The 20,903-nt window shown below is 59.5% G+C and carries 15 protein-coding genes and 1 tRNA gene; 12 read left to right on the forward strand and 4 right to left on the reverse strand.

The window, feature by feature from the left end; all coding sequences use genetic code 11:
• Nucleotides 1-91 precede the first annotated feature (91 nt).
• From HMPREF0045_RS07250 to HMPREF0045_RS07305, 12 genes are all read left to right on the forward strand, one after another.
• Nucleotides 92-164, forward strand: a tRNA-Arg gene (locus HMPREF0045_RS07250).
• Nucleotides 165-278: 114 nt separating this feature from the next.
• Nucleotides 279-1,508, forward strand: coding sequence for an OmpA family protein (locus HMPREF0045_RS07255; RefSeq protein ID WP_005986973.1), 1,230 nt, complete (start codon nt 279-281; stop codon nt 1,506-1,508).
• Between the two features lie 156 nt (nt 1,509-1,664).
• Nucleotides 1,665-2,096, forward strand: a complete 432-nt coding sequence (locus HMPREF0045_RS07260) for a YbjN domain-containing protein (protein WP_005986974.1) — start codon at nt 1,665-1,667, stop codon at nt 2,094-2,096.
• Nucleotides 2,096-2,566, forward strand: coding sequence for a YbjN domain-containing protein (locus HMPREF0045_RS07265; RefSeq protein ID WP_005986975.1), 471 nt, complete (start codon nt 2,096-2,098; stop codon nt 2,564-2,566). Before HMPREF0045_RS07260 ends, HMPREF0045_RS07265 begins: the two co-directional genes overlap by 1 nt.
• Nucleotides 2,566-4,350, forward strand: a complete 1,785-nt coding sequence (locus tag HMPREF0045_RS07270) for an HSP90 family protein (protein WP_005986976.1) — start codon at nt 2,566-2,568, stop codon at nt 4,348-4,350. Before HMPREF0045_RS07265 ends, HMPREF0045_RS07270 begins: the two co-directional genes overlap by 1 nt.
• A 29-nt stretch (nt 4,351-4,379) precedes the next feature.
• Entirely contained in the window at nt 4,380-7,424 is a 3,045-nt protein-coding gene (locus HMPREF0045_RS07275) for a hypothetical protein (protein WP_005986977.1), read from the forward strand.
• Between the two features lie 293 nt (nt 7,425-7,717).
• Nucleotides 7,718-8,641, forward strand: a complete 924-nt coding sequence (locus tag HMPREF0045_RS07280; RefSeq protein ID WP_005986978.1) for an ABC transporter permease — start codon at nt 7,718-7,720, stop codon at nt 8,639-8,641.
• Nucleotides 8,641-9,627, forward strand: coding sequence for an ABC transporter permease (locus HMPREF0045_RS07285; RefSeq protein WP_005986979.1), 987 nt, complete (start codon nt 8,641-8,643; stop codon nt 9,625-9,627). Before HMPREF0045_RS07280 ends, HMPREF0045_RS07285 begins: the two co-directional genes overlap by 1 nt.
• A 137-nt stretch (nt 9,628-9,764) precedes the next feature.
• A complete protein-coding gene (locus HMPREF0045_RS07290; RefSeq protein ID WP_005986980.1) occupies nt 9,765-11,450 on the forward strand; it encodes an ABC transporter substrate-binding protein in 1,686 nt (561 codons plus the stop codon).
• Nucleotides 11,451-11,452: 2 nt separating this feature from the next.
• Nucleotides 11,453-13,330: a dipeptide ABC transporter ATP-binding protein gene (locus HMPREF0045_RS07295; protein WP_005986981.1), complete on the forward strand. Its 1,878-nt coding sequence runs from the start codon at nt 11,453-11,455 to the stop codon at nt 13,328-13,330.
• Between the two features lie 114 nt (nt 13,331-13,444).
• The gene (locus tag HMPREF0045_RS07300) at nt 13,445-14,299 is read left to right on the forward strand and encodes a glutathione S-transferase C-terminal domain-containing protein (RefSeq protein WP_005986982.1); all 855 of its coding nucleotides are present in this window, start codon (nt 13,445-13,447) and stop codon (nt 14,297-14,299) included.
• 139 nt (nt 14,300-14,438) lie between these two features.
• Nucleotides 14,439-14,906, forward strand: coding sequence for a GNAT family N-acetyltransferase (locus HMPREF0045_RS07305; RefSeq protein ID WP_005986983.1), 468 nt, complete (start codon nt 14,439-14,441; stop codon nt 14,904-14,906).
• Here the strand turns inward: HMPREF0045_RS07305 and HMPREF0045_RS07310 are convergent.
• The 4 genes from HMPREF0045_RS07310 to HMPREF0045_RS07325 all read right to left on the reverse strand — a co-directional run bounded on the left by HMPREF0045_RS07310 (nt 14,891) and on the right by HMPREF0045_RS07325 (nt 20,805).
• Nucleotides 14,891-15,712: an HAD family hydrolase gene (locus tag HMPREF0045_RS07310; RefSeq protein ID WP_040315780.1), complete on the reverse strand. Its 822-nt coding sequence runs from the start codon at nt 15,710-15,712 to the stop codon at nt 14,891-14,893. The genes HMPREF0045_RS07305 and HMPREF0045_RS07310 overlap by 16 nt on opposite strands.
• A 76-nt stretch (nt 15,713-15,788) precedes the next feature.
• Nucleotides 15,789-17,993: an NAD(+) synthase gene (locus HMPREF0045_RS07315; protein ID WP_005986985.1), complete on the reverse strand. Its 2,205-nt coding sequence runs from the start codon at nt 17,991-17,993 to the stop codon at nt 15,789-15,791.
• A gap of 278 nt (nt 17,994-18,271) precedes the next feature.
• Entirely contained in the window at nt 18,272-20,092 is a 1,821-nt protein-coding gene (locus HMPREF0045_RS07320) for an MDR family MFS transporter (RefSeq protein WP_005986986.1), read from the reverse strand.
• Nucleotides 20,089-20,805, reverse strand: coding sequence for a TetR/AcrR family transcriptional regulator (locus HMPREF0045_RS07325; RefSeq protein WP_155813123.1), 717 nt, complete (start codon nt 20,803-20,805; stop codon nt 20,089-20,091). Before HMPREF0045_RS07325 ends, HMPREF0045_RS07320 begins: the two co-directional genes overlap by 4 nt.
• Nucleotides 20,806-20,903: the final 98 nt, after the last annotated feature.

Raw genomic sequence — 20,903 nt, forward strand, 5'->3', positions numbered from 1 at the left:
GGTAACGGTCGTCATCACCTTAACTTGGCGTCACCCGCCGCAAGGCGGGTGACGCCGCTGTGTATACAGCTGCTAAACTAGCTCGTGTAATGCCCTCGTAGCTCAGGGGATAGAGCACCGCTCTCCTAAAGCGGGTGTCGGACGTTCGAATCGTCTCGGGGGCACGAATTTAGCCAAAACTGGATGTATCCTGACGTTTACCCGGTAAAGTCATGGGGTTTTGGCCTACTTGCACGCTTTGGGTTAACTCTTACGCGTAGCTCACGTAGGGTTAACATATGAAACACCAAGACACCGCTCATCGTCGCCTTGCCCTGGTTGCTACACCATTAGCTTTGCTATTTGCACTTGGGGCCTGCGGCTCAGACACCAAGCCTGCTGCGGAAAGTTCCGCTAAACCCACCACGGTAGCCACGGCTAGTGCAAAATCTGCTGCTAGCTCCAGCGCCAGCGCAACGGCTGCTGTGCCCGGCCTCAAGGCCGGTGAAATCCCGGCCGTACCGGTTTTCTCTATTCCCACCATTGGCGTATTCGCGCAAAACTCGGATAAAGCCCTAATTGAAAGCACCAAACAGCTAAGCACTGTTCCTGGTATTAGCGTCAGCCCCGCCAAGTGCGATGGCAATGGCGTGGTTTCCGGCAGCACTATCCTTAGCGGCTCTGGTGCAGGCGTAACCAGCAGCGACAGTGGCTCCGTAATTAACAGTGGCGCCGGCGCCGGCGTCATCACTGAAGGCCCAGTTAGCATCGTTTACGGCGGCGAGGGCTCAGGCACCTACACCAACTCTGAAACCGGCGAAAACATCACCATTTCCTCCGATGGTTCAGGCACCTACAAGAGCAAGACCCTAAGTATCAACGTTTCTGCAGACGGCTCGGGTACCTACGACAACTCTGAAACCGGCGTTAAGATCAACATTTCCTCCACCGGTTCGGGCACCTACGAGGACACCAAAAACAACATTAAGTACAACAACAACGGTGACGGCGGCGGAACCTACACCTCTGCCACGCTGAACATCATTAACAAGGGTGATGGCACTGCCCTAGTAAACGGGAAAAGCGTCAAGGCCGAAAAGCTACCCCCGGTAGCCAAGGTAGGTAAATTCCCCAAGGTTGAAAGCCTCAAGCCCGTCAAGAGCTGCGGCACGGTAATCACCCTGCAAGACGGCGTGCTGTTTGACTTCGGTAAATATGATCTGCGCCCCGAAGCTAAAGCCACTTTGGCTAAGCTGGCCACTGTGCTTAACCAGGCTAAGGTGCCCGCCGCACAGATCAATGGTCACACCGACTCCATTGGTGACGACGCCTTCAACCAGGACCTGAGCGAAAAGCGCGCCTCCGCCGTCGCCACCCAGCTCAAAGCCGACGGCGTCAGCGCCAACCTGGAAACCCACGGTTACGGCAAAACCCAGCCGGTAGCTGACAACACCAACGCTGACGGCTCCGACAACCCAGCTGGGCGTCAAGCCAACCGCCGCGTAGAGATCTACATTCCGGCGTTCTAAAGCCCAAGCGGCTAGTAACCAGGGAGGTACCTGCGGGTATCTCCCTGCTGCTTTCTAGGGACTTTATGGGGACTTGTACCCGCCAAGAACGAAAAAATTAGCGCCAACGCCCCCAGTGTGAAAAGATGGACACCAATAGATTTTGGAGGGTAGGCCATGAGTGCACAGCCGCAGGTCAACCAGGAGCGAGTGAAGACCTGGCTGGAAAATGCGGGCCTGGAATACACCGTCGACAGTGCGGGAATTATTTCAGTTAACTTTGCCGTGTGTACCGTAGTGATCGGGTTACAACACGACAATTTCATCTGGGTGCGTGCGGTTTGGAAAGCTAACTTAACCTGCACCGACGCCGCGCTGCTGCAAACCTATGTAAACGAACTAAACGCCAAGCGTTTCATGCCGCAGCTGGGCATTTACGGGCGCAACACCGACACCCCGGTGCTGCGGGCGGCAGTGGCCGGAATCATCATGGAAGGCATGAGTGACGCCCAGCTGGATGAATTCATGGACTTGGCAATTGCCGCCACAGAAGGTGCTTTGCGTGAATTAAGTACGGAGCATCCAGAGCTGATGGGGGAGAGTGAATAATGGCTTGGTGGCAACATCCTGAAGACCAAGACACCCCGCCGGTAACGGTGGAGCGCATCACCGAATGGTATGAGCAGCAAGGCTACAAATACGGCATAGACGGCGACGGCGAACGCCAGTATGTGGTTAGCGGTTTCGGTGGCTTTGGCGTGATTATGGAGATCACCCGCGCCGGACTGCTGCGCGTGCACGGCCTGTACGACGTCGACATGAGCGTTAGCGAAGAAAACCGCTCACGCCTAGACTCCGTGTGCTGCTACTACAACGAAAACGCCCTGTTTCCCACCCTTTACAGCGAAGCTGACGATACCGGGCTACAAATACGCTCAGACTTTGTAATTCCCGTAGGGCGTGGTGCCAACGGCAAGCAGCTCAGCAGCTACATCTACACCATGCTCGACGCTACCCTAGACGCCCTGCGCACAGCCCGCCTCGACCTAGGGTTGGAACCCAACCAGGAAGCTGACTGATGTCCACATTCCAAGTAGACCTACGCGGCATGGTAGATCTGCTCTCGCGCAACCTCTACTCCGGTCCGCGCGTGTATGTGCGCGAACTACTGCAAAACTGCGTGGATGCTATCTCTGCGCGCCGCGAACTAGACCCGCAGGCCCCCGCCCGCATCTCTTTCACCATTGAAGGCAACACCCTCACCTGCGCCGACACCGGCATTGGCTTAACCGAGCAGGAGGCGGGCACGCTCCTATCCACCATTGGTGCCTCCTCTAAACGCGACGAGCTGGGCCTGGCCCGCTCAGACTTTTTGGGCCAATTCGGTATCGGGCTGCTGTCCTGCTTTATGGTCAGCCCTGAAATTGATGTGCGCTCACGCTCAGCTAAAGACCCCAACGCTCCCACCGTGCACTGGCAGGGACACACTGACGGTACCTACAGCGTAGACGTGCTCGACGCCGTCGACCCGGGAGTACTGCGCCAAAGCGGCACCGTAATCACCCTGCACGCCCTGCCCGGCGAAGTGTGGATGGAGCCAGACACAGTGCGCTCGCTGATTGACGAGTTTGGCTCACTACTGCCGGTAGAGATTGAAGTACGCTCCCAAGGACGCACCACCCACCACGGCAATGCCAAAGCCCCCTGGGAACTGCCGCGTGAGCAGCAGGTGCGCTGGTGCCGCGAAAACCTAGGCTTTAACCCCTCTGAGATTCTCGAAATTGAGATTCCCGGCTCGGGGCTGCACGGACTGGTGGCTATTAACCCTGATGGGGTAAGCGCCAACGACTCGCGCCACACCGTCTACGTCAAGCGGATGCTGGTCTCGCGCTCTGCCCAGGGGCTGGCCCCCAAGTGGGCTTACTTTGCGCGGGTGGTGGCCGACGCCGATTACCTGCGGCTAACTGCATCACGTGAGCAGCTAGCCGACGACGACCTACTACACGACACCGCCAATGCGGTAGGCACTGGCATTCGCACCTGGCTAGAGCGCCTAGCTAAGCACGCCCCGGGGACGTTTAACGAGTTCGTGGCCAGCCACGCGGTAGGCCTACGCTCAGTGGCCCTAACTGACGACTACATGCTGGACCTAGTGTCTAAGTACGTGCCCTACCAGACCACGCTAGGCCCGCGCACACTGGTGGAACTAGCCGAAATGGACAAACCGGTGCGCTACACCCGCAGCGTGGATCAGTACCGGGCGCTGGCGGATGTGGCCGCCAGCCAAGAACTGGTGCTGGTAAACGCTGGCTACGCCTATGAGGACGAGGTGCTGGGCGCCTTTATGCGCAACCAGACAGTGTCTGGTAAGAGCGTGAATATCTCCCTGGTAGACCCCGGTGACCTGCTAGATGCCTTCCAAAACGCCTCGCCGGCAGAAGAAGCTGAAGCTTTAGACCTGATGCTGGTAGCTGCCCGCGCTATCAACCCGGCAGACTGCGAAGTAGTGCTACGTCGCTTCGAGCCAGCCACCATGCCAGCCCTGTACCTGCCAGACCCGGATCTGGCAGAACGCCAGGTAGCTAAAACTGCGCGCGAAAACGCTGACAGCATCTGGCAAGAACTACTGGGCGTAACTGACCCATTTGCTAATTCACGCCCTCCGCGACTAGTGCTTAACCGCGCCAACTCTCTAGTGGCGCGCCTAGTGGCGGTAGGCTCCAATGAGAAAATCGCTAGCCAAGTACTGCGCGGCCTATATGTGCAATGCCTGCTAGCTGGGCGCCAACCGCTAGGACCCAAAGAACGTGCCTGGGCGGCGCAAGCCCTGGGGGCTTTGCTAGATATGGCGTTGCAGGGTTAACGCCAACTAGCGGGCCGGGAAGGAACATCATGACCACTGCCGACGACGTTCGTCAGCAACTTGACTATGTCTACGCCCTGGCTTACGGCCGGGCACGCATCACTGCGGCAGCTGAGGCCGCCAGTGCCTCACTGGGCATTGATGACACTGCCCTGCAGCTAGAAGCCCACCAGCTACTAGTTGAGGCCTATGTGCAAGGTAGTGAACGCTGGAAAGCTATGGCGCCTTTCTCCTGGTGCCTGGCGCTGTACAAAAACCACCCCGAATATTTCAATGAGGAGCGCTTGGATACGCTGCGTTGGCAGTACAAGTGGATCATTGAAATGGTGTGTAAAAACCCCGATATTAAACGCTCTCAGATTGAGTCTCTATTTAAGCAATTTAGCGACTTCTACCATGAGCAGGGGCTTAGCTCCCACACGGTGTACGGCATCGGGGTGTGGATGTACCAGAGCCTAGGTGAACTAGATCTGGCCTATGAGCAGCTAACCGCCTGGCGCGCCACCCCCACCGACGAGTTTTCTGACTGCCCCGCCTGCGACCTGCAAATTCAGGTGGACTACGCCACCGCCGTCGAAGACTGGCAGCTAGCCCTGAGCGCCACCATCCCAGTGCTAGGCGGCACCCTCGGGTGCGCTGACCAGCCTCAAGCCACCCAGGCCCGGGCCCTGCTACCCATGCTCTACACTAACCGGCCCAAGGACGCCTGGGATGCACACCTACGCTCCTACCGGGTATCGCGCCGCGACCCCGGCAACGCCGTCAAACTAGGTTTGCACCTGCAATACCTGGCCCTATCAGGGCACCTCGCCCGCGGCCTGCGAGCCCTGCGCGAAACCCTGCCCCTAATCAAGGCAGTAGACAGTGCCTACGCCCTGTGGGAGCTACTAGTTGGCGCAGCTTTGGTAGCCCGCGAATCAGTGGCAGCCGGGCAAGGGCAGGGGCTAGTTAGTATCGACGTCGACACCAAAAACATGTGGTGCCCGGGAATGGAAATTACCTCCCAAACCACCATGGCGCAGCTATACGAAGGCCTCACCCAGTGGGCCTACGACCTGGCCGCAAAATTCGACGCCCGCAACCAAAACAGCTTCTTCACTGACACCACCCGCACTCGCCTAGAGCGCGAAACCTTCAAAAACCTAGGCGATGCCGACGACAGTTTCGCCTCCCTGGGCGTAGACCTGCTAGAGATCGGTGAAGAACTGCCTGACGGCGTCGCCCTTGGTGAAAAAGGCGGACTGGAAACCATTGAGGCCCCCGCACGCCCCAACCAAAAACTCAGCCCCCTCAAAGATGACGAACTAGCCCCCTACCCGGCAGTAGACCTGCGTCGCCCTAAGCCGGTGGCTGACGTCAACCAGGCCATGGAGCGCTACATCGCCCAGTTCTTTGATATCGGCACTGACCTGGAATTTGAATACCTGATGGACCAGCTAATCACCCCTGGTTACGCTGAAGCCATTGAAGCTATGGACATTGATCCAGTAGCTAAATACGTGTCTCTAGCCGGCATTCACACTGCCCTGCTAGACCCCCAAGGAGCCATTACTTGGCGGGCGCGGGCGCGTGAAGCAGTACTAGAGCGGCTAAACACCCAGGAAGCCAGTCGCGGCCTGCTAGCCAAGCTCAAAAACAAGCGCGCCGGCCGGGTAGCTTTTGACGAAGCCTACCTGGTGGCATTTGAAATCTCCGACATTGACTCTGAGCTGAGCCTAGAGCAGATGAGCGGGGATGAAGACTCAAATGTCGACAAGCGCACCAAACGCCAACAGAAGCTAGAAAGCCTCTACCTGCTTACTGCCGATATGGTTGAGCGAGGCTGTGAAGAGCGCGAGCGTCAAAAGGACTTTGACAGTTTCCTGTTTTCCATTGCCGGCAGTCTAATTGGCACATCCCTGCAGCTAGAAGACAAAGACCTAGCCGCGAAGTGCCTAGAGCTACGACGCACCATTGCCCAGCGCCCACTGAACCTGGCTACTGACCGGGGTAGCTCGGTTATGCAGATCAAAGACATTTTGGATATTGATCTGGCTGAATATCAGCGCGCCATCGGTAAGGTATATGACGCCTGCGCTCTAGCCGATGAGCTAATGCGCCGCTATGACCCCTGCCCGCCGCGCATTGTGCTAAACGCTCGCCTGGTGATTGCCCGGGCTAGTGTGACCATGGGTGAATACCAAGAAGCTGTGCGCCAGTGCCGCGAAATGGTTAACGTGTGCCTAACCCTGGGGCAGATGGACCGGGCGTTAACCTCCCTGCTGTTCCTGGCTCAGGCGCTAGGTCAAGATGGGCGCTACCTAGAGAGCGCTGAAATCATTGAATCTGGCCTAAACCTGCTGGACTCGCGTGACCTGCCGGCTATCCGACACCACTTTGTGCGTACCCTAGCCCAGGTACAAATGGCCATGGGTGAGCTGGGGGAGGCCGCCGACAACTTCGAAAAAACCGCCGAATTTGAGGCTGCCCAAGGCAACACCAAAGCCTGGGAGAGCGCTTTGGAGTATGCGGCCAGCTGCTGCGAAGAAAACGACGAGTTTACGCGCGCCTTTGGGATTTTGATGCGCCTGGCTGATGGCTATGAGCTAAAAACCCCTGACGAGTGCATTGACTGTGAACGCACCTTACGCCGCGCCGCCGGCGACCTGGTGCAAAACCCCACCCTGCCCCAGCGCCGCGCCAACTTTGACCGGGCCGCTGAGCTGATGGAGCGCGCCCGCAAACTAGCCCAGGCCCAGCCGGCCAGCCCGCGTTACCTGCCCGAATACGAAATGGGCTCGTGGCATTACGACTTCGCGGTGATCTGCTGGAACTGCGAAGAAATTAGCCAGTGTCTAGAACACGCCCAGGCCTCCTATGAGAGCTTTATGAGCGACGAGGATCTGTACCAGGCCCCGCGCGCCATGGCCATGGTAGTGCGCTGCCACATAGCGCTAGGTCAGGTAGAGCAGGCTCGCGCCGCTATCGCCAAGATCCGCGCCATGCTGGACAGTCCCAAATATCGAGACCACCCGGCGCTAGAGTTCTGCGACGAACAAAGCGACCGGCTAGACAGTGAGTTTGGCCCAGAATAAAGCGGTTTTTGAAACTTATTTGCGCCTCGTCGGCAACCCCGGCGGGGCGCATTTTTACCGGTAAATCACCGGGTTTAATCTGTGAATAGCGGCACTAAAAGCGATAGATGGGTTGTCAGCACGTTTTAGCACAGGCTAACGTTATTCACAGTTCAACAACTTAGTCAGCTTTTAATGACTAACCACTTAAAGGAGACGGTCTAGTGACCCAGGTTTGCGGGATGTGTATGTGCTGTTGCCGTTGATGGCCACAGTCAATTTTCCAACCCTAAAACCTTTAAGTGAGGTGCCAAGTGCACACAGAAGAAGCCGTCCGACCACAACGTCAATTTGGCGCCAGCTATGTCTGGAGCGGACTTAAACGTGACAAATGGGGCCTATTTGGCGGGCTGATCGTCGTCGTCGCCACGCTAGTAACCCTGACGGCCACCTGGATCACCAAAGCCCTAGGCATTTCCGCCACCGAATACCACCTACAGCTGCTGGATGATTCTGGCGTGCCTAAAGGGTTCATGGGCGGTGTCAGCCTGGCCCACCCGCTAGGAGTTGAGCCCCAAACCGGGCGCGACCTGCTAGCCATTGTGGTGGAAGGGACGCGCACCTCCTACACCATTGGCCTGGGCGCCACCATTGTTTCCGTACTGATCGCCATTATCTTGGGAGTTAGCGCCGGTTACCTGGGTGGCTGGTGGGATGGGCTCATCTCACGCCTAACCGACGTCACCATGGGCTTTCCGCACCTGGTGTTCATGATTGCGGTTTCCGCCCTGATCCCCTCCAATGTGCCGCGCGTACCCGTAATGATCGCCATCATCGGCATCCTGGGCTGGACCTCCACCGCCCGCGTACTGCGCTCACACGCCCTGAGCCTGCGTAACCGCACCTTCGTGCAAGCAGCCCGGGCCATGGGTTCCAGCAACTGGCGCATCCTTAGCCGCGAGATCATGCCCAACCTGGTCTCCACCCTGATTGTTTTCACCACCATTTCTATCCCCGGCAAGATTGGTGCGGAGGCTGCCCTGTCCTTCCTGGGGGTAGGGGTTAGTCCGCCGACGCCGTCATGGGGACGCACTATCGGCTCGGCAGTGGCCTGGGTAAACACTGACCCCTGGTATCTGCTATGGCCGGGCGCCGCCCTGTTCCTGGTAACGCTGGGTTTCAACATGTTTGGTGACGCGCTACGCGACGCACTGGACCCCAAGACGGGAGAGCAGTGATGGGACGGACTCGTTTCTTAATTTCCCGCACCTTCCAATCCATCTTGGTGCTGGTAATCGTCACCCTAATTACTTTCGCGATTTTCTCACTGTGGCCCTCAAACCCGGCCCTGCTGGTTTGTGGCAAGCCCTGTACTGCTGAGAACCTGGCGCGCGCCCAAGCCTATATGGGGCTAGATGAGCCCTGGTATGTCCAGTTTTGGCAGTACCTGTCCGGGATTTTCACTGGCCGCACTTTCGGTAGCGGGGCAGACATGATTGTTTGCAACGCGCCCTGCTTGGGTTACTCCTTCCGTCTCAACGCCCAAGTGAGCGAACTAATCACTAGTCGCCTGCCGGTGACAGTGTCTATTGCTGTAGGTGCCGCCGTGCTCTGGCTGGTAGTTGGGGTAGGTGCCGGAATTATTTCCGCGCTACGCCGAGGCTCACGCACTGACCGTTTCATCATGGCCGGAACAGTTTTTGGGGTTAGCGCCCCCACCTACCTGATTGGTTTGCTGGGCATCTTAATCTTTGGTTTCACCCTAGATATGGTGCCGGTGGCCGGGTATGTGCCGCTAACTGAAGACTTCGTGGGCTGGCTGTGGCATCTGGTGCTGCCCTGGACCGTACTGGCGATTATCTCCGCCGCCATGTATGCGCGCCTGGTGCGCTCAGACATGCTCGATAACCTCCAGGAAGACTATGTGCGTACCCTACGCGCCCAGGGACTACCTGAGCGGGTAGTGATTGGCCGCCACGTCATGCGCAACATTGCTCTGCCCATCATTACCTTCTTCGCCCTAGATTTTGGGTCTATGTTGGGTGGTGCGGTGATTACTGAACGAGTATTTTCCATGCAGGGACTAGGAGCCTTACTAATGGATGCTGTGGGCACCACAGATATCCCGGTCATCATGGGAGTTACCCTAGTAGCAGCGGCATTCGTGGTGGTCGCGAACTTAATTGCCGACGCCGTCGCTACTTTAGTTGATCCGCGTATCTGAACCTGGAACTTACTTTCACAAACCGGCGCGCAGCTACAGCTACCGTCTACTTTCCGTAACACACAGATTTCTCGCCTGAGCGAGTAGAACCTAGTAGAAACAACTACAGGTTTAAGCACCATAAGAAAGGACTCGAAATGTCCCAGAACCTGTCGGCTCCGGCTTGGGTTAAAGCCAATATTTCTCGTCGTGGTCTGCTAAGCGCATCCGGTATGGGCGCTATGGGTTTGGTGCTAGCCGCATGTGGCGCCAACTCCTCGGACAAGGTGGGGGCTGCGGCGTCGGCCAACGCTAAGAAGGGCGGCACCCTGACGGTACTCAGCTCCTCCACCGACATTAACTGGGACCCGGCCAAGAGCCAGTCCTTGCCCATCACCTCCCTGCCGCTGGTACACCGCCGCCTAGTGGGCCTGCGCCTGGTTGAGGGTAAGCCGGTTGAACTGGTTGGTGACCTAGCCAACGACACCGGTAAGGTCTCTGAAGATGGCCTGACCTGGACCTTCACCATTAAGAAGGGCCTGAAGATGCAAAATGGCCAGGAGATCACCACCAAGCTGATCAAGTACGGCATTGAGCGTTCCTTTGCTCCCTCGCTTTCCGGTGGTCTGGGCTACCACAAGACCCTGCTAGAGGGTGGTAAGAACTACCAGGGCCCCTACAACGGCAAGCACCTGGACTCGATCGGCACCCCCGACGACTACACCATTACCTTCAAGCTGGTGCGCCCCTACGGTGACTGGCCGTGGGTAGTGTCCACCCCCACCTTCTCGCCCGTGCCCACCGGTGACGACCCGTCCACCTACACCCGTAAGCCGGTAGCTTCCGGCCCCTACCAGGTGGCGGACTACAAGCAGGGTGTTTCGGTGACCCTGGAGCGCAACCCCAAGTGGGAGGCCAAGAGCGACCCGCTGCGTAGCGCCCTGCCCGACAAGGTGGTATTCAAGCTGGGTCAGGATGAATCGGTAGCTAACAAGTCCATCATTGCTGACGCCGGTGAGGCTGCCACCTCCATGAGCTCCTCGCGCGTGGCCGCCGCTCAGCTAGCGGAAATCACCGCCAACCCCAAGGCTAAGGCCCGCCTGGCTACCTCCAGCGCTGGCCCGCTGCTGTACTTGGCCATCAACACGGAGCGTGTAAAGGACTTGGCTGTGCGTCAGGCCATCAACTACGCGGTCAACAAGGACGCCGTGGTGCAGGCCCTGGGTGGTCAGCTAGGTGGCCTCAAGGCCACCACCTACATCACCCCCGGCATTGAGGGGCGCAAGGAATACGACCTGTACCCCTACAACGTAAACAAGGCCAAGCAGCTGATCGCCGGCAAGAACGTGCCCGAGCTGGTGCTGCTCACCCCCAACGGCCAGGCCCAGGTGGCCGTGGCTGAGGCAGTGCAGCAGTCGCTGACCAAGGCCGGTTTCAAGGTTCGCATTGACCCGGTTGAAACCGACACCGCCAGCGAGCGCTCCACTAACTCTGACGGTTCCTCCTACGACCTGACGCTAATGTCTTGGAACCCGGACTACCCCAGCCCGGCCGCTAACCTACAGCCGCTGTTTGCCTCCAGCGAGATCGGTAACGGTGGCATTAACGCCTCGCGCTTTAAGGATGACGCCGTCGACAAGGCTATTGACGCGGCCTCAGCTGAGCTGGACCCGGCCAAGGCCAAGGTTGCCTGGGCCGCCGTCGACAAGCAGATTGCCCAGCACGCCCCCGCAGTGCCGTTGGCCTACCGCCGCAACTCCTTCCTGCGTGGCTCGAAGGTTACCGGCTTCTACGTGGAGCCTTACCCGGCATACCCGAACTACCTGGTACTAGGGGTCGAATAGAGATGAGCATCGAAAGTAGTTCCCAGCGCCCTAGTGGCGAGGCTGCAGGCGCCGCAGGCTTTGAAAAGCCTGCGCCTGGAGCGGTGTTTTGCCTGCGCGAATTTGGCGTAACCTTCCCCGCCCAAGGCGGCGAGGACGTCGTCGCCAGCCAGCAGATCAACCTGGACCTAATTAAGGGCCAAGTGTTGGCGCTGGTGGGTGAGTCGGGCTCAGGTAAATCTGTGACCGCCATGGGGGCGTTGGGGCTACTTTCGGCTAACGCGTTAGTTAGTGGCAGTGCCGTACTGGATTGCTGCCACCAAAACCAGGAACTGGTGGGTGCGGCGCGCGAAATTTTGGATCAGGTGCGCGGCGAACATGTGGGCGTGATCTTCCAAGAACCCACCACCGCCCTGGATCCGCTGTTTACCATTGGCGACCAGATCGCCGAAGCCATTGCCATCCACGGTGAGGGTAAACGTAAGCGCACCACTTTGCGTCAGCGCCGCGCCGTGCGCACCCAGGTACTTAACGCCCTTAGTCGCGCCGGTCTGGGCGGGGATCAGCGCGAAACTGAGCGGATCGCTGACTCCTACCCGCACCAGCTTTCTGGTGGCCAGTTGCAGCGCGCCTGCATCGCCCTGGCTACCGCTAACCACCCCAGCGTGCTGATTGCTGACGAGCCCACCACCGCCCTGGATGTAACCGTGCAGGCCGAGATTTTGGATCTGCTGCGCCAACTGGCCAGTGAAGGCGTGGCGGTACTGCTAATCACCCACGACATGGGGGTGGTGGCCGATGTGGCCGACACGGTGGCGGTAATGCGTCACGGGCGAATCATTGAGCGCGGCGATGTGCGCACTATTTTTGCTTCTCCTAGCCATGACTACACCCGTCAGCTGTTGGCTGCGGTGCCGCGTCTAAATAGCTTGCGTGGTGGCGCGGGCAGTGGCGTTGACAGCGGTGCTGGCGACGGCGTCGCGGCTGTGTCTGGCGACGGCCTCGCTAAGGTGGCCACAGTTAACAGCGACGGCGCCGCTAGTGAGGGTGATGGCGTTGCCTCCCGTGCGGGGGATAGCGGCCAGCCGCTAGTGCGAATTGAAAATCTAGACGTTGTCTACCGCAATGGGCGCCGCCACGTGCACGCGGTGCGTGGGGTTAGCTTCGATATTGCGCGCGGCCAAGTTCTGGGCCTGGTGGGTGAATCTGGCTCAGGTAAATCCACCATTGCCGGCACGCTCACCGGACTGGTTCCTATCCACTCCGGCTCAGTACAGGTAGATGGCCTGGAAGTAGCTGGGGCCAGCGGGCGCAAGCTGCGGGGAGTGCGCAGCCAAACCGGCATCGTGTTCCAAAACCCGGCCTCCTCACTAAATCCACGCCGCTCAGTTGGGGCCTCCATTGGCCAGCCATTACAGCTACACACTGATTTGACTAATGCTCAGCGGCGCCAGCGGGTGAATGAGCTGCTTGAGGCAGTGCGCCTACCGGCGTCGATGGCTCAGCGCTACCCCCACGAAATGAGTGGTGGACAGCGTCAACGAGTGGCTATTGCGCGTGCCCTGGCGCTGCAGCCGAAACTGCTGATTGCCGATGAACCCACCAGTGCGCTGGATGTGTCAGTGCAGGCCGTAGTGCTGGAGCTGCTAGCTAACTTGCAGCACGAACTGGGCTTTGCCTGCCTGTTTGTTTCCCACGACCTAGCCGTGGTGGAGCAGGTAGCCTCCCAGGTAGTGGTGTTGCGTCAAGGCCAGGTGGTTGAAGCTGGCAAAACTACCCAGGTGCTCTCTGCCCCCAGTGATCCTTATACCCAAGCACTGGTTGCTGCTGTACCAGTTCCTGACCCAATTATTCAGGCCCAGCGCCGCGCTAAGCGGGCATCTGCTTTACGAGCTGCTTAGACCCTAGCCACAACCGGCTTGCCACCGTAACATTAATTTAGTGGGCAGCGCCACGTTCTTGCGCTGTATATGCCGTTGCGCTGGGCCGTTGGCCTTTGGGATAAGGAGATTGGTATGCCGATTAGTAGCCATAAGCGTTTTGGTTCTGAACTTGCACCTGGACCGGGGCGATACCGACTGGTTGCTAGCGGCGCCTGCCCTTACTGCCGTCGCGTGCTAATTGCCCGTCGACTACTAGGCCTAACCAACGCTCTGCGTGTGGCCTGGAGCTATGGTCGTGGCGAGGACGGCTACTGGCAGCTAACTGATGGCTCTGGCCTACCCGGCGAGGACCCGGTACTGCACGCCACCTCAGTGGCTGAGGTTTACGCCAACACCCCCGGCTACACTCCGCCGCCCACCATTCCCGCCCTGGTTGAACTGGCCAGTGGGGAAGTGGTTATGGACTCCTCTGCTGACCTGCTCTTTGACCTGGCTACCGCCTGGAAGCCGTTCCAGATTGCCAGTGCCCCCGATCTCTACCCTGAGCCCTACCACCTGGCCATTGACGCCTGGCAGCGCTGGCTAGATGACCATGTGGCCGCCCCCCAGGGCAAGATTATTCACGCCGACGGCGACGCCGAACTAGTCGACGCCGGGGTGCTGACCCTATTCACAGCTTTTGACGTGATTGACACTCTGCTGGCGCGCGCCACCGGTATGGAGGCTGCCCGCGAGGACGTCATGACCTTCGCTGAGCACCCCTACCTGGCTGCTGTGACCGCTGTGGGCCAGTACCTGTGCGGCAATAAGCCCACCGCTGCTGACATCTTGCTGTTCACCCAGATCCAGTCCTACGAGTACTCCACCCGTGAGGAGCTGGGCTCTCCCTCAATCAGCTTCTGGCCGGCACTGGCCCGCTGGTTCCGTGCACTGGAGAACACCCGTTACTGGGTGGGTAGCGAGGAGCGCGCCGCCCTGGGCCTGTAAGCCGCCCTGGCTTTGTAACTGCCCTGGGTCTGTAAGCCGTTCAGGCCCTGTAAAAGTGTGTTGTGGCGGCGTGGGGTAGTGCGCTAGTTACGCCAGGCGTTAGGCTTAAAGCCAGCCAAAGTAAATTTGAAAGGCAAATATGAGCGTCGAACTGATCGAGCAGTCTTCCCCTGAGCTAGTGGCTGCCATGGAGCGTCTGATCCCGCAGCTGAGCCGCAGCGCCAAGCCCCTCACCGCCGAGCAGACCCAGGCCCTGGTGGACCAGGACAGTGTCTACCTGTTCGTTTTCCGCACCGATAAGCCCGTCACCGCTGCCGACGGCAACGAGGTTGAGGCCGGCACCATCCTAGGTATGCTCTCCCTGGCTACCTTCGCTATCCCCACCGGCGTGCGCGCCTGGGTTGAGGATGTGGTGGTCGACGCCGGCACACGCGGCATGGGTGCAGGCCAGCAGCTGGTTGAGGCCGCCGTGGCACACGCCCAGAAGATTGGCGCGCGCACCGTTGACCTAACCAGCCGCCCCAGCCGTGAAGCTGCCAACCGTCTCTACCGACGCTGTGGCTTCGAGCTGCGCGAAACCAACGTTTACCGCTACGCCAGCAACTGATCGATATAGGCTGCCACGCTAGGCACGCTGTGACCACCGGCCGCTTCACGCAGGCCATCCACAGAGTTTTCCATGGCGGCAGCCATATCGGCGCTCGCTAGTAGCTGTAAGTCATTCCAAGAATCACCCACCGCCGCAGTGCGGGCCACCGGCCTGCCTGCGGCGGCCAGGTATTGCACCAGCCACTGCAAAGCAGTGGCTTTGGTGACTCCATGTGGGACCACATCAAGGTAGTTGGTGGAACGCGGGGCATCTAGCTGCCCCGCGAACTCCTGGCTGATTTGGGCAGACAGGGCGTCGGCAGTGTGCGGGTTGGGGATATAAACCGGCACTGAGGAAACCTCTAAACCTCGCTCCAACACCTCATCCAGGCTGGACCACACAAAACCGTTTTCAGGCCGGTCAGTGCTGAATTTAGCCAGGTGACCGGTGGCGTCATGAACAATGTAGTCCGCCTGCGGCGTGGTGCAATAGAAGCTGCAATCTTCACGCTCCAACAGGGGCCGCAGCACCGCCTCCAGCTGAGCTGGCGCAATAGTGCGGTTATGGAGCACGTTAGCCTCGCCGTCGGCAACCACGCAGCCAGAAGCGCAAATGGTGTAGTCATAAACCAGCTGCTGCAGCCCTAGCGGGCGCGAAACCAGGCTCAAACTGCGCCCACTGGCGGGCACCAACACGTTGCCAGCAGCCCGCCAACGCGCACAGGCCGCCGTGTTTGCCTCCCCCACAGTGTTAGGGGAGCTAAATAAAGTGCCATCCAAGTCAGTTGCCAGTAACTGCACCAAAACCTCCAAAACTTTAAACAAAACGCGGCTGAACCTGCCCGGCCTGGGCGGGCTCAGCCGCTTAGCAGCCGGCCTGGGCTAAGGCCCTGGTTGGCACTTACTCCTTGGGGACGTTGCGCTCTAGCTCGGACAGCCAAGCGGCCCCGGAAGCATCAGAAGGCATCCGCCAGTCGCCGCGCGGCGAGAGAGTGCCGCCAGCTACCACCTTGGGGCCGTTAGGCAGGGTGGAACGCTTGAACTGGTTAGCGAAGAAACGCTTAATGAACAGCTCCAGCCACTTGCGGATCTCGGGCAGCTGGTAGGCCACCTGTTCACTTTCGGGAATCCCCACCGGCCAGTGGCCCGTGGAGGCGTCATGCCAGGCCTTCTCCGCCAGGAACGCAATGCGGCTGGGGCGCGCCCCGCGTCGCAGCACCTGGAACAGGGTGAAGTCCTGTAGCGGGTAGGGGCCAATCTTAGCCTGGGTGGACTGGATCGGCTCACCATCCTTGCTGGGAACCAGTTCAGGGCTGATCTCAGTGTCCAGCACCGAAAGCAAAGTGGCGCCCACGGCGTCGTCGAAAATCTTTTCCGCCACCACCCAACGGATCAGGTGCTGGATCAAGGTCTTGGGGATGCCGGCGTTGACGCCATAGTGGGCCATCTGGTCGCCCACGCCGAAAGTGCACCAACCCAGCGCCAACTCGCTTAGGTCACCGGTGCCAAGCACAATCCCGCCGCGCTCATTGGCGATACGGAACAGGAAGTCGGTGCGCAGACCAGCCTGGACGTTTTCGAAGGTGACGTCGTAGACCTCCTCGCCGCGTCCGAAGGGGTGACCCATGTCTTTAAGCATTTGCGTGGCCACGGGACGAATGTCGATTTCTTCAAAAGTGCAGCCCAGGCGGGTGGCTAGGTCGATAGCGTTGCGCTTGGTGCCGGCGGTGGTGGCAAAACCGGGCATGGTGATGGCGATTATGTCGCTGCGCGGGCGGCCCAGGCGATCCATGGCGCGCGCGGCCACAATCAACGCATGGGTGGAGTCCAGGCCGCCAGAAACCCCGATCACCAGCTTAGGGTTGCCGATAGCGCGCAGGCGCTGCTCCAGTCCGGCCACCTGGATCGAGTAGGCCTCATAGCAGTCTTGGGCTAGGCGCGCCGGGTCGTCGGGCACGAACGGGAAGCGGTCTAGCGGGCGGCGCAAACCAATATCGGCGCGGGTGGGCACTAGCGGCACCGAAATGGTGCGGTAGTCGCTGGCGGTGCCCTGCTGCTCAACGCGGTTGTCGTCAAAGCTGCCTTGGCGTAGTCGCTCTGAGGCCAGGGTGCGGATATCGACGTCGGCTACCGCCATGCGCGGGCCCTGCGGGAAACGCTCAGTTTCAGCCAGCTTCTCGCCCAGCTCATAGATCATGGTTTGCCCATCCCACGACAGGTCCGTGGAGGACTCGCCCTCACCGGCGGCGGCGTACACGTAGGCGGCGTTGCAGCGCAGGGAGGCTGAGCGGGCCAGCAGCTCACGGTCGTCGGCGCGGCCCACAGTAATGGGCGAGCCCGACAGGTTCACCAGCACATTGGCGCCCGCCAGGGCAGCCTGGGCGGAGGGCGCCACCGGTACCCACAGGTCCTCACACACCTCCATGTGCAACACCATGCCCGGGATATGGGGGAAGTCTAGGAGCAGCTTGTTACCAAAAGGCACGACGGCGCCGCTCGGGCTCACCTGGGCAGCTGCGGGGGAGTCCGGGCTGGCTACGGGGTTGGCTGTAGGCGTGGCCGGGGTGGCTGCAGGGGAGGCGGCTACGGCGTCGTCCTGGGCGGCTGCGAGGGAGGCGGCGACGGCGTCGTCCCGGGTGGGGCCGTCACCCACCCCGGGCAGGGTGATAGAGGTGGTGGCGGCACTGGCGCCAGAGGCGAAGTGGCGCTTTTCGTAAAATTCGCGGTAGTTGGGCAGGAAAGTCTTGGGGGCGACGGCGTAAACGCGACCACCCTGGATGGCTAGCGCGCAGTTGTATAGGCGGTTGCCCTGGCGTAGCGGGGCTCCCACCACTGCCATGACAGTTAGCTCGGCGCTGGCCTGACGCACCGACTCAATTGCGGCCAGAGTCTGCTCTAGCAGTACTTCCTGCAGGAAAAGATCATCGATGGCGTAACCGGTGAGGTTGAGTTCCGGGAACACGGCCACAGCTACGCCCTGAGCTTGGGCTTCGTGAAGCAAATCAATGGTGGTTTGCGCATTCTTAGCTGGATTAGCAGGCGCTACGGGGGCGGTTACGGCCGCGATACGGGCAAAGCCTTGATCATAAACTGAGCGGAACTCCATATGCGTATTGTGTCACGGCCAAGGGGAGTGGGTTAAGTAGTGAGTAGCGGGTTAAGTAGTGAATGGAGCGGGTTAAGTGACGCCGGGGCGGTGAAACTACAAAAACTGCGCCACCAAGGTGGTGACGCAGTTTTTGTGTGCAGTTCTGCGCAGTGGACGGGCCGGCTGGGGAGCCCAGGACCGCCCTGCGCTAGCCGCTAGCGCTCGCAGCTAGCGCTCGCGGGCGCAGGGCCGGGCTGCCTGAGTTGCCGGTTTAAGGGCCGAGCTGCTTTTAGTGGTCAGCTGTCGGATGCAGCTTTCTGAACAGGCGGGGCGACGGCGTCGTCGGCAGATACCGAAGTGGCAGGCGCAGCGTCACCAGCAGACGCAACCTCACCAGCAGACGCAACCTCACCAGCGGCGGCCTCCTCTTCTTCCAGCAGCTGCAAGGCGGCCTTAATGCCCAGCTCCTTCTTGCGGAAGAGCGCACCCAACACGGCGGCCAGTAGCATGGTGGGCACCAAATAGGCGAAGATCGGAATCAAAGCGTCGGCGTAAGATTCCACCACCACGTTACGCAACGGCGTCGGCAATGTCTTAACAATGGCGGGGGTGAGGCCAGAAGTACCCTTGCCGCCACCAACGTTAGAGAAAGCCGCCATCTGCTTAAGCGTGGCCGGGTCAGCGTTAGCCAGCAAGGCGCGCATCTTCTCGCTCAGGTTGTCCTTCAGGCCACTGGAGAAGGCAGTACCCATCGCGGCCACGCCCAAAGACAAGCCAATCTCGCGGAAGAAGTTATTACCGCTGGTGGCAGTGCCAATGTGACGCGGGTTGACGTCATTTTGCACCAGGGTGGTGATTAGCTGGAAGAAGAAGCCGATGCCAGCACCTATAACCGTGGCATACAGGGTGATAAGCCAAACCGGACTGTGAACATCCAGCTGGGACATCCCCAAAGTGCCAGCTGCCGCAACGATCGGGCCAATGATCAGGTAGATCTTGTAATGGCCGGTGCGGCTCATGGCGATGCCGGAGAGAACACCAGTAGCCAACATGCCCAGCGTCATCGGCACCAGCAAAAGCCCTGAAACCGTGGCCGAATATCCATAACCCATTTGCAGGTAAGTAGGCAGGTACAAGGTGGCGCCAAACATGGCCCCCATGTACAGCATGGACATCAGCGTGGCCAGGACGAAGGTGCGGTTAGTCATCACCTCATAGGGCAAAATCGGCTCAACCGCGCGTCGCTCTGCGAGCACAAAAGCCGCCAGGCAGGCCACACCCACCACAGCCATACCAATAATCACCGGGCTAGACCAGGCGTACTCGCTGCCGCCCCACGTGGCCACCAAAACGATCGCCACCGCCGCAACATCCATAAGCACTAAACCTAGCCAGTCAATGGGGGCGGTCAGCTTGTGCTTAGGTAGCTTCAGGGTTAGCGCCATGGCGGTGAAAGCAATTACGCCCAGGGGTAGGTTAATCCAGAAAGTCCAACGCCAAGACACCGAGTCGGTTAGCCAGCCACCAATGATCGGACCCAGTACCGAGGCGATACCGAACATGGCGCCAATCGGGGCGCCGTAGCTGCCACGGTAACGCGGCGGGATCAGGTCAGCCATAACTGCCTGAGAAGAGATAATCAGGCCGCCGCCACCCACGCCCTGTAGGGCACGGAAAACAATGAGCTGGGTCATGTCGGTAGAAAAACCACACAGGGTAGAGCCCAGCAGGAAGCTGCCGATAGCCACCAAGAACAGGTTCTTGCGGCCCACCAGGTCACCTAGCTTGCCGTAAAGCGGCATAACAACCGTGATGGCCAGGGTGTAGGCGGTGATAATCCACGACATGTGCTCGGCGCCGCCCAGTTCACCCACGATTGTGGGTAGGGCCGTGCCTACGATGGTCTGGTCCATGGCTGACAAGAACATCACCAGCAGCAAAGCCACATACACCGCCCAGAAACGGCGGTCTGGCTTAAAGCTGGTTTGTGTTACTGTGCCTGTTTGTGCGGGCGTGGCAGCCTGGGCTGAGGTCGATGCGGGCGTGGCAGCCTGGGCTGAGGTCGATGCGGGCGCGGCGGCTGGTGCGAGCGCGCTTGCGTGCTTTTGTGTGCTCATTTTCCTTCCTTCTCCTGCTTCTTGCGTTTGGCTTGGTTAATCTTTTTAGGTTCGACGGCAGGGCTCGGCTTGGCTACTGGGGGGAGGTCAGTCCCTGAGCCAACAAGGGAGACCATCAAAGCCAAGGTGTGATCAATGGCCTCTTCTAAAGTGGCAGAGCTGAAAGCGTCGTTATCTAGCCACTCATCGAAAGCTGCGCGCTCAATGGCCAGCATCAGGTAGACCGCCATTCGTAGTCGAGAGTCATCTTCGCTGAGCTGGGTGCGCTGAGCTAAGGCTGGGCGCAGTGACTCAAAAGAGTTGCGAATTGCTGCGTCGATGCGGTTGTGAACTTCCGGGTCGGTTGCGGCAATTTCGCGCTGTAACAAAAATTCTGCCCGGTCGCCGTCAAGGTGCCTGGCACGCTCAAGCAGCAGTTCACGCAGATCTGCTAGGAAATTTTCGCTATTGGTAGCGATATGAGCGAAGGCTTTAGCGTCGAGCGTGGGCCAGACTTTAATTAGATCGAATTTGGTGGGGAAATAATTAAAAACGGTCCGACGTGAGACCCCGGCGCGCTCAGCTACGGCGTCGTAAGTCATGGCCTCATAGCCACGCTCGCGAACCAACTCGGCGGCAGCCTGGCGAATCGCCCTATAGCGACGCCGTTTGTGAGGCGGCATTTCAGTGTCCAACACTACCGGACAGTGAAGTTGTTTCACAGAATGTTTCACGGGAAACAATTTTGCACCCAATGCATATTTGCATCAAGTGCAAAAAAGGTGTTAACAAACACAACGGGCGTCCGCTGCGTTAGCGAACGCCCGTAAGG

Source organism: Actinomyces graevenitzii C83 (assembly GCF_000239695.1).
GTDB classification, from domain to species: domain Bacteria; phylum Actinomycetota; class Actinomycetes; order Actinomycetales; family Actinomycetaceae; genus Actinomyces; species Actinomyces graevenitzii.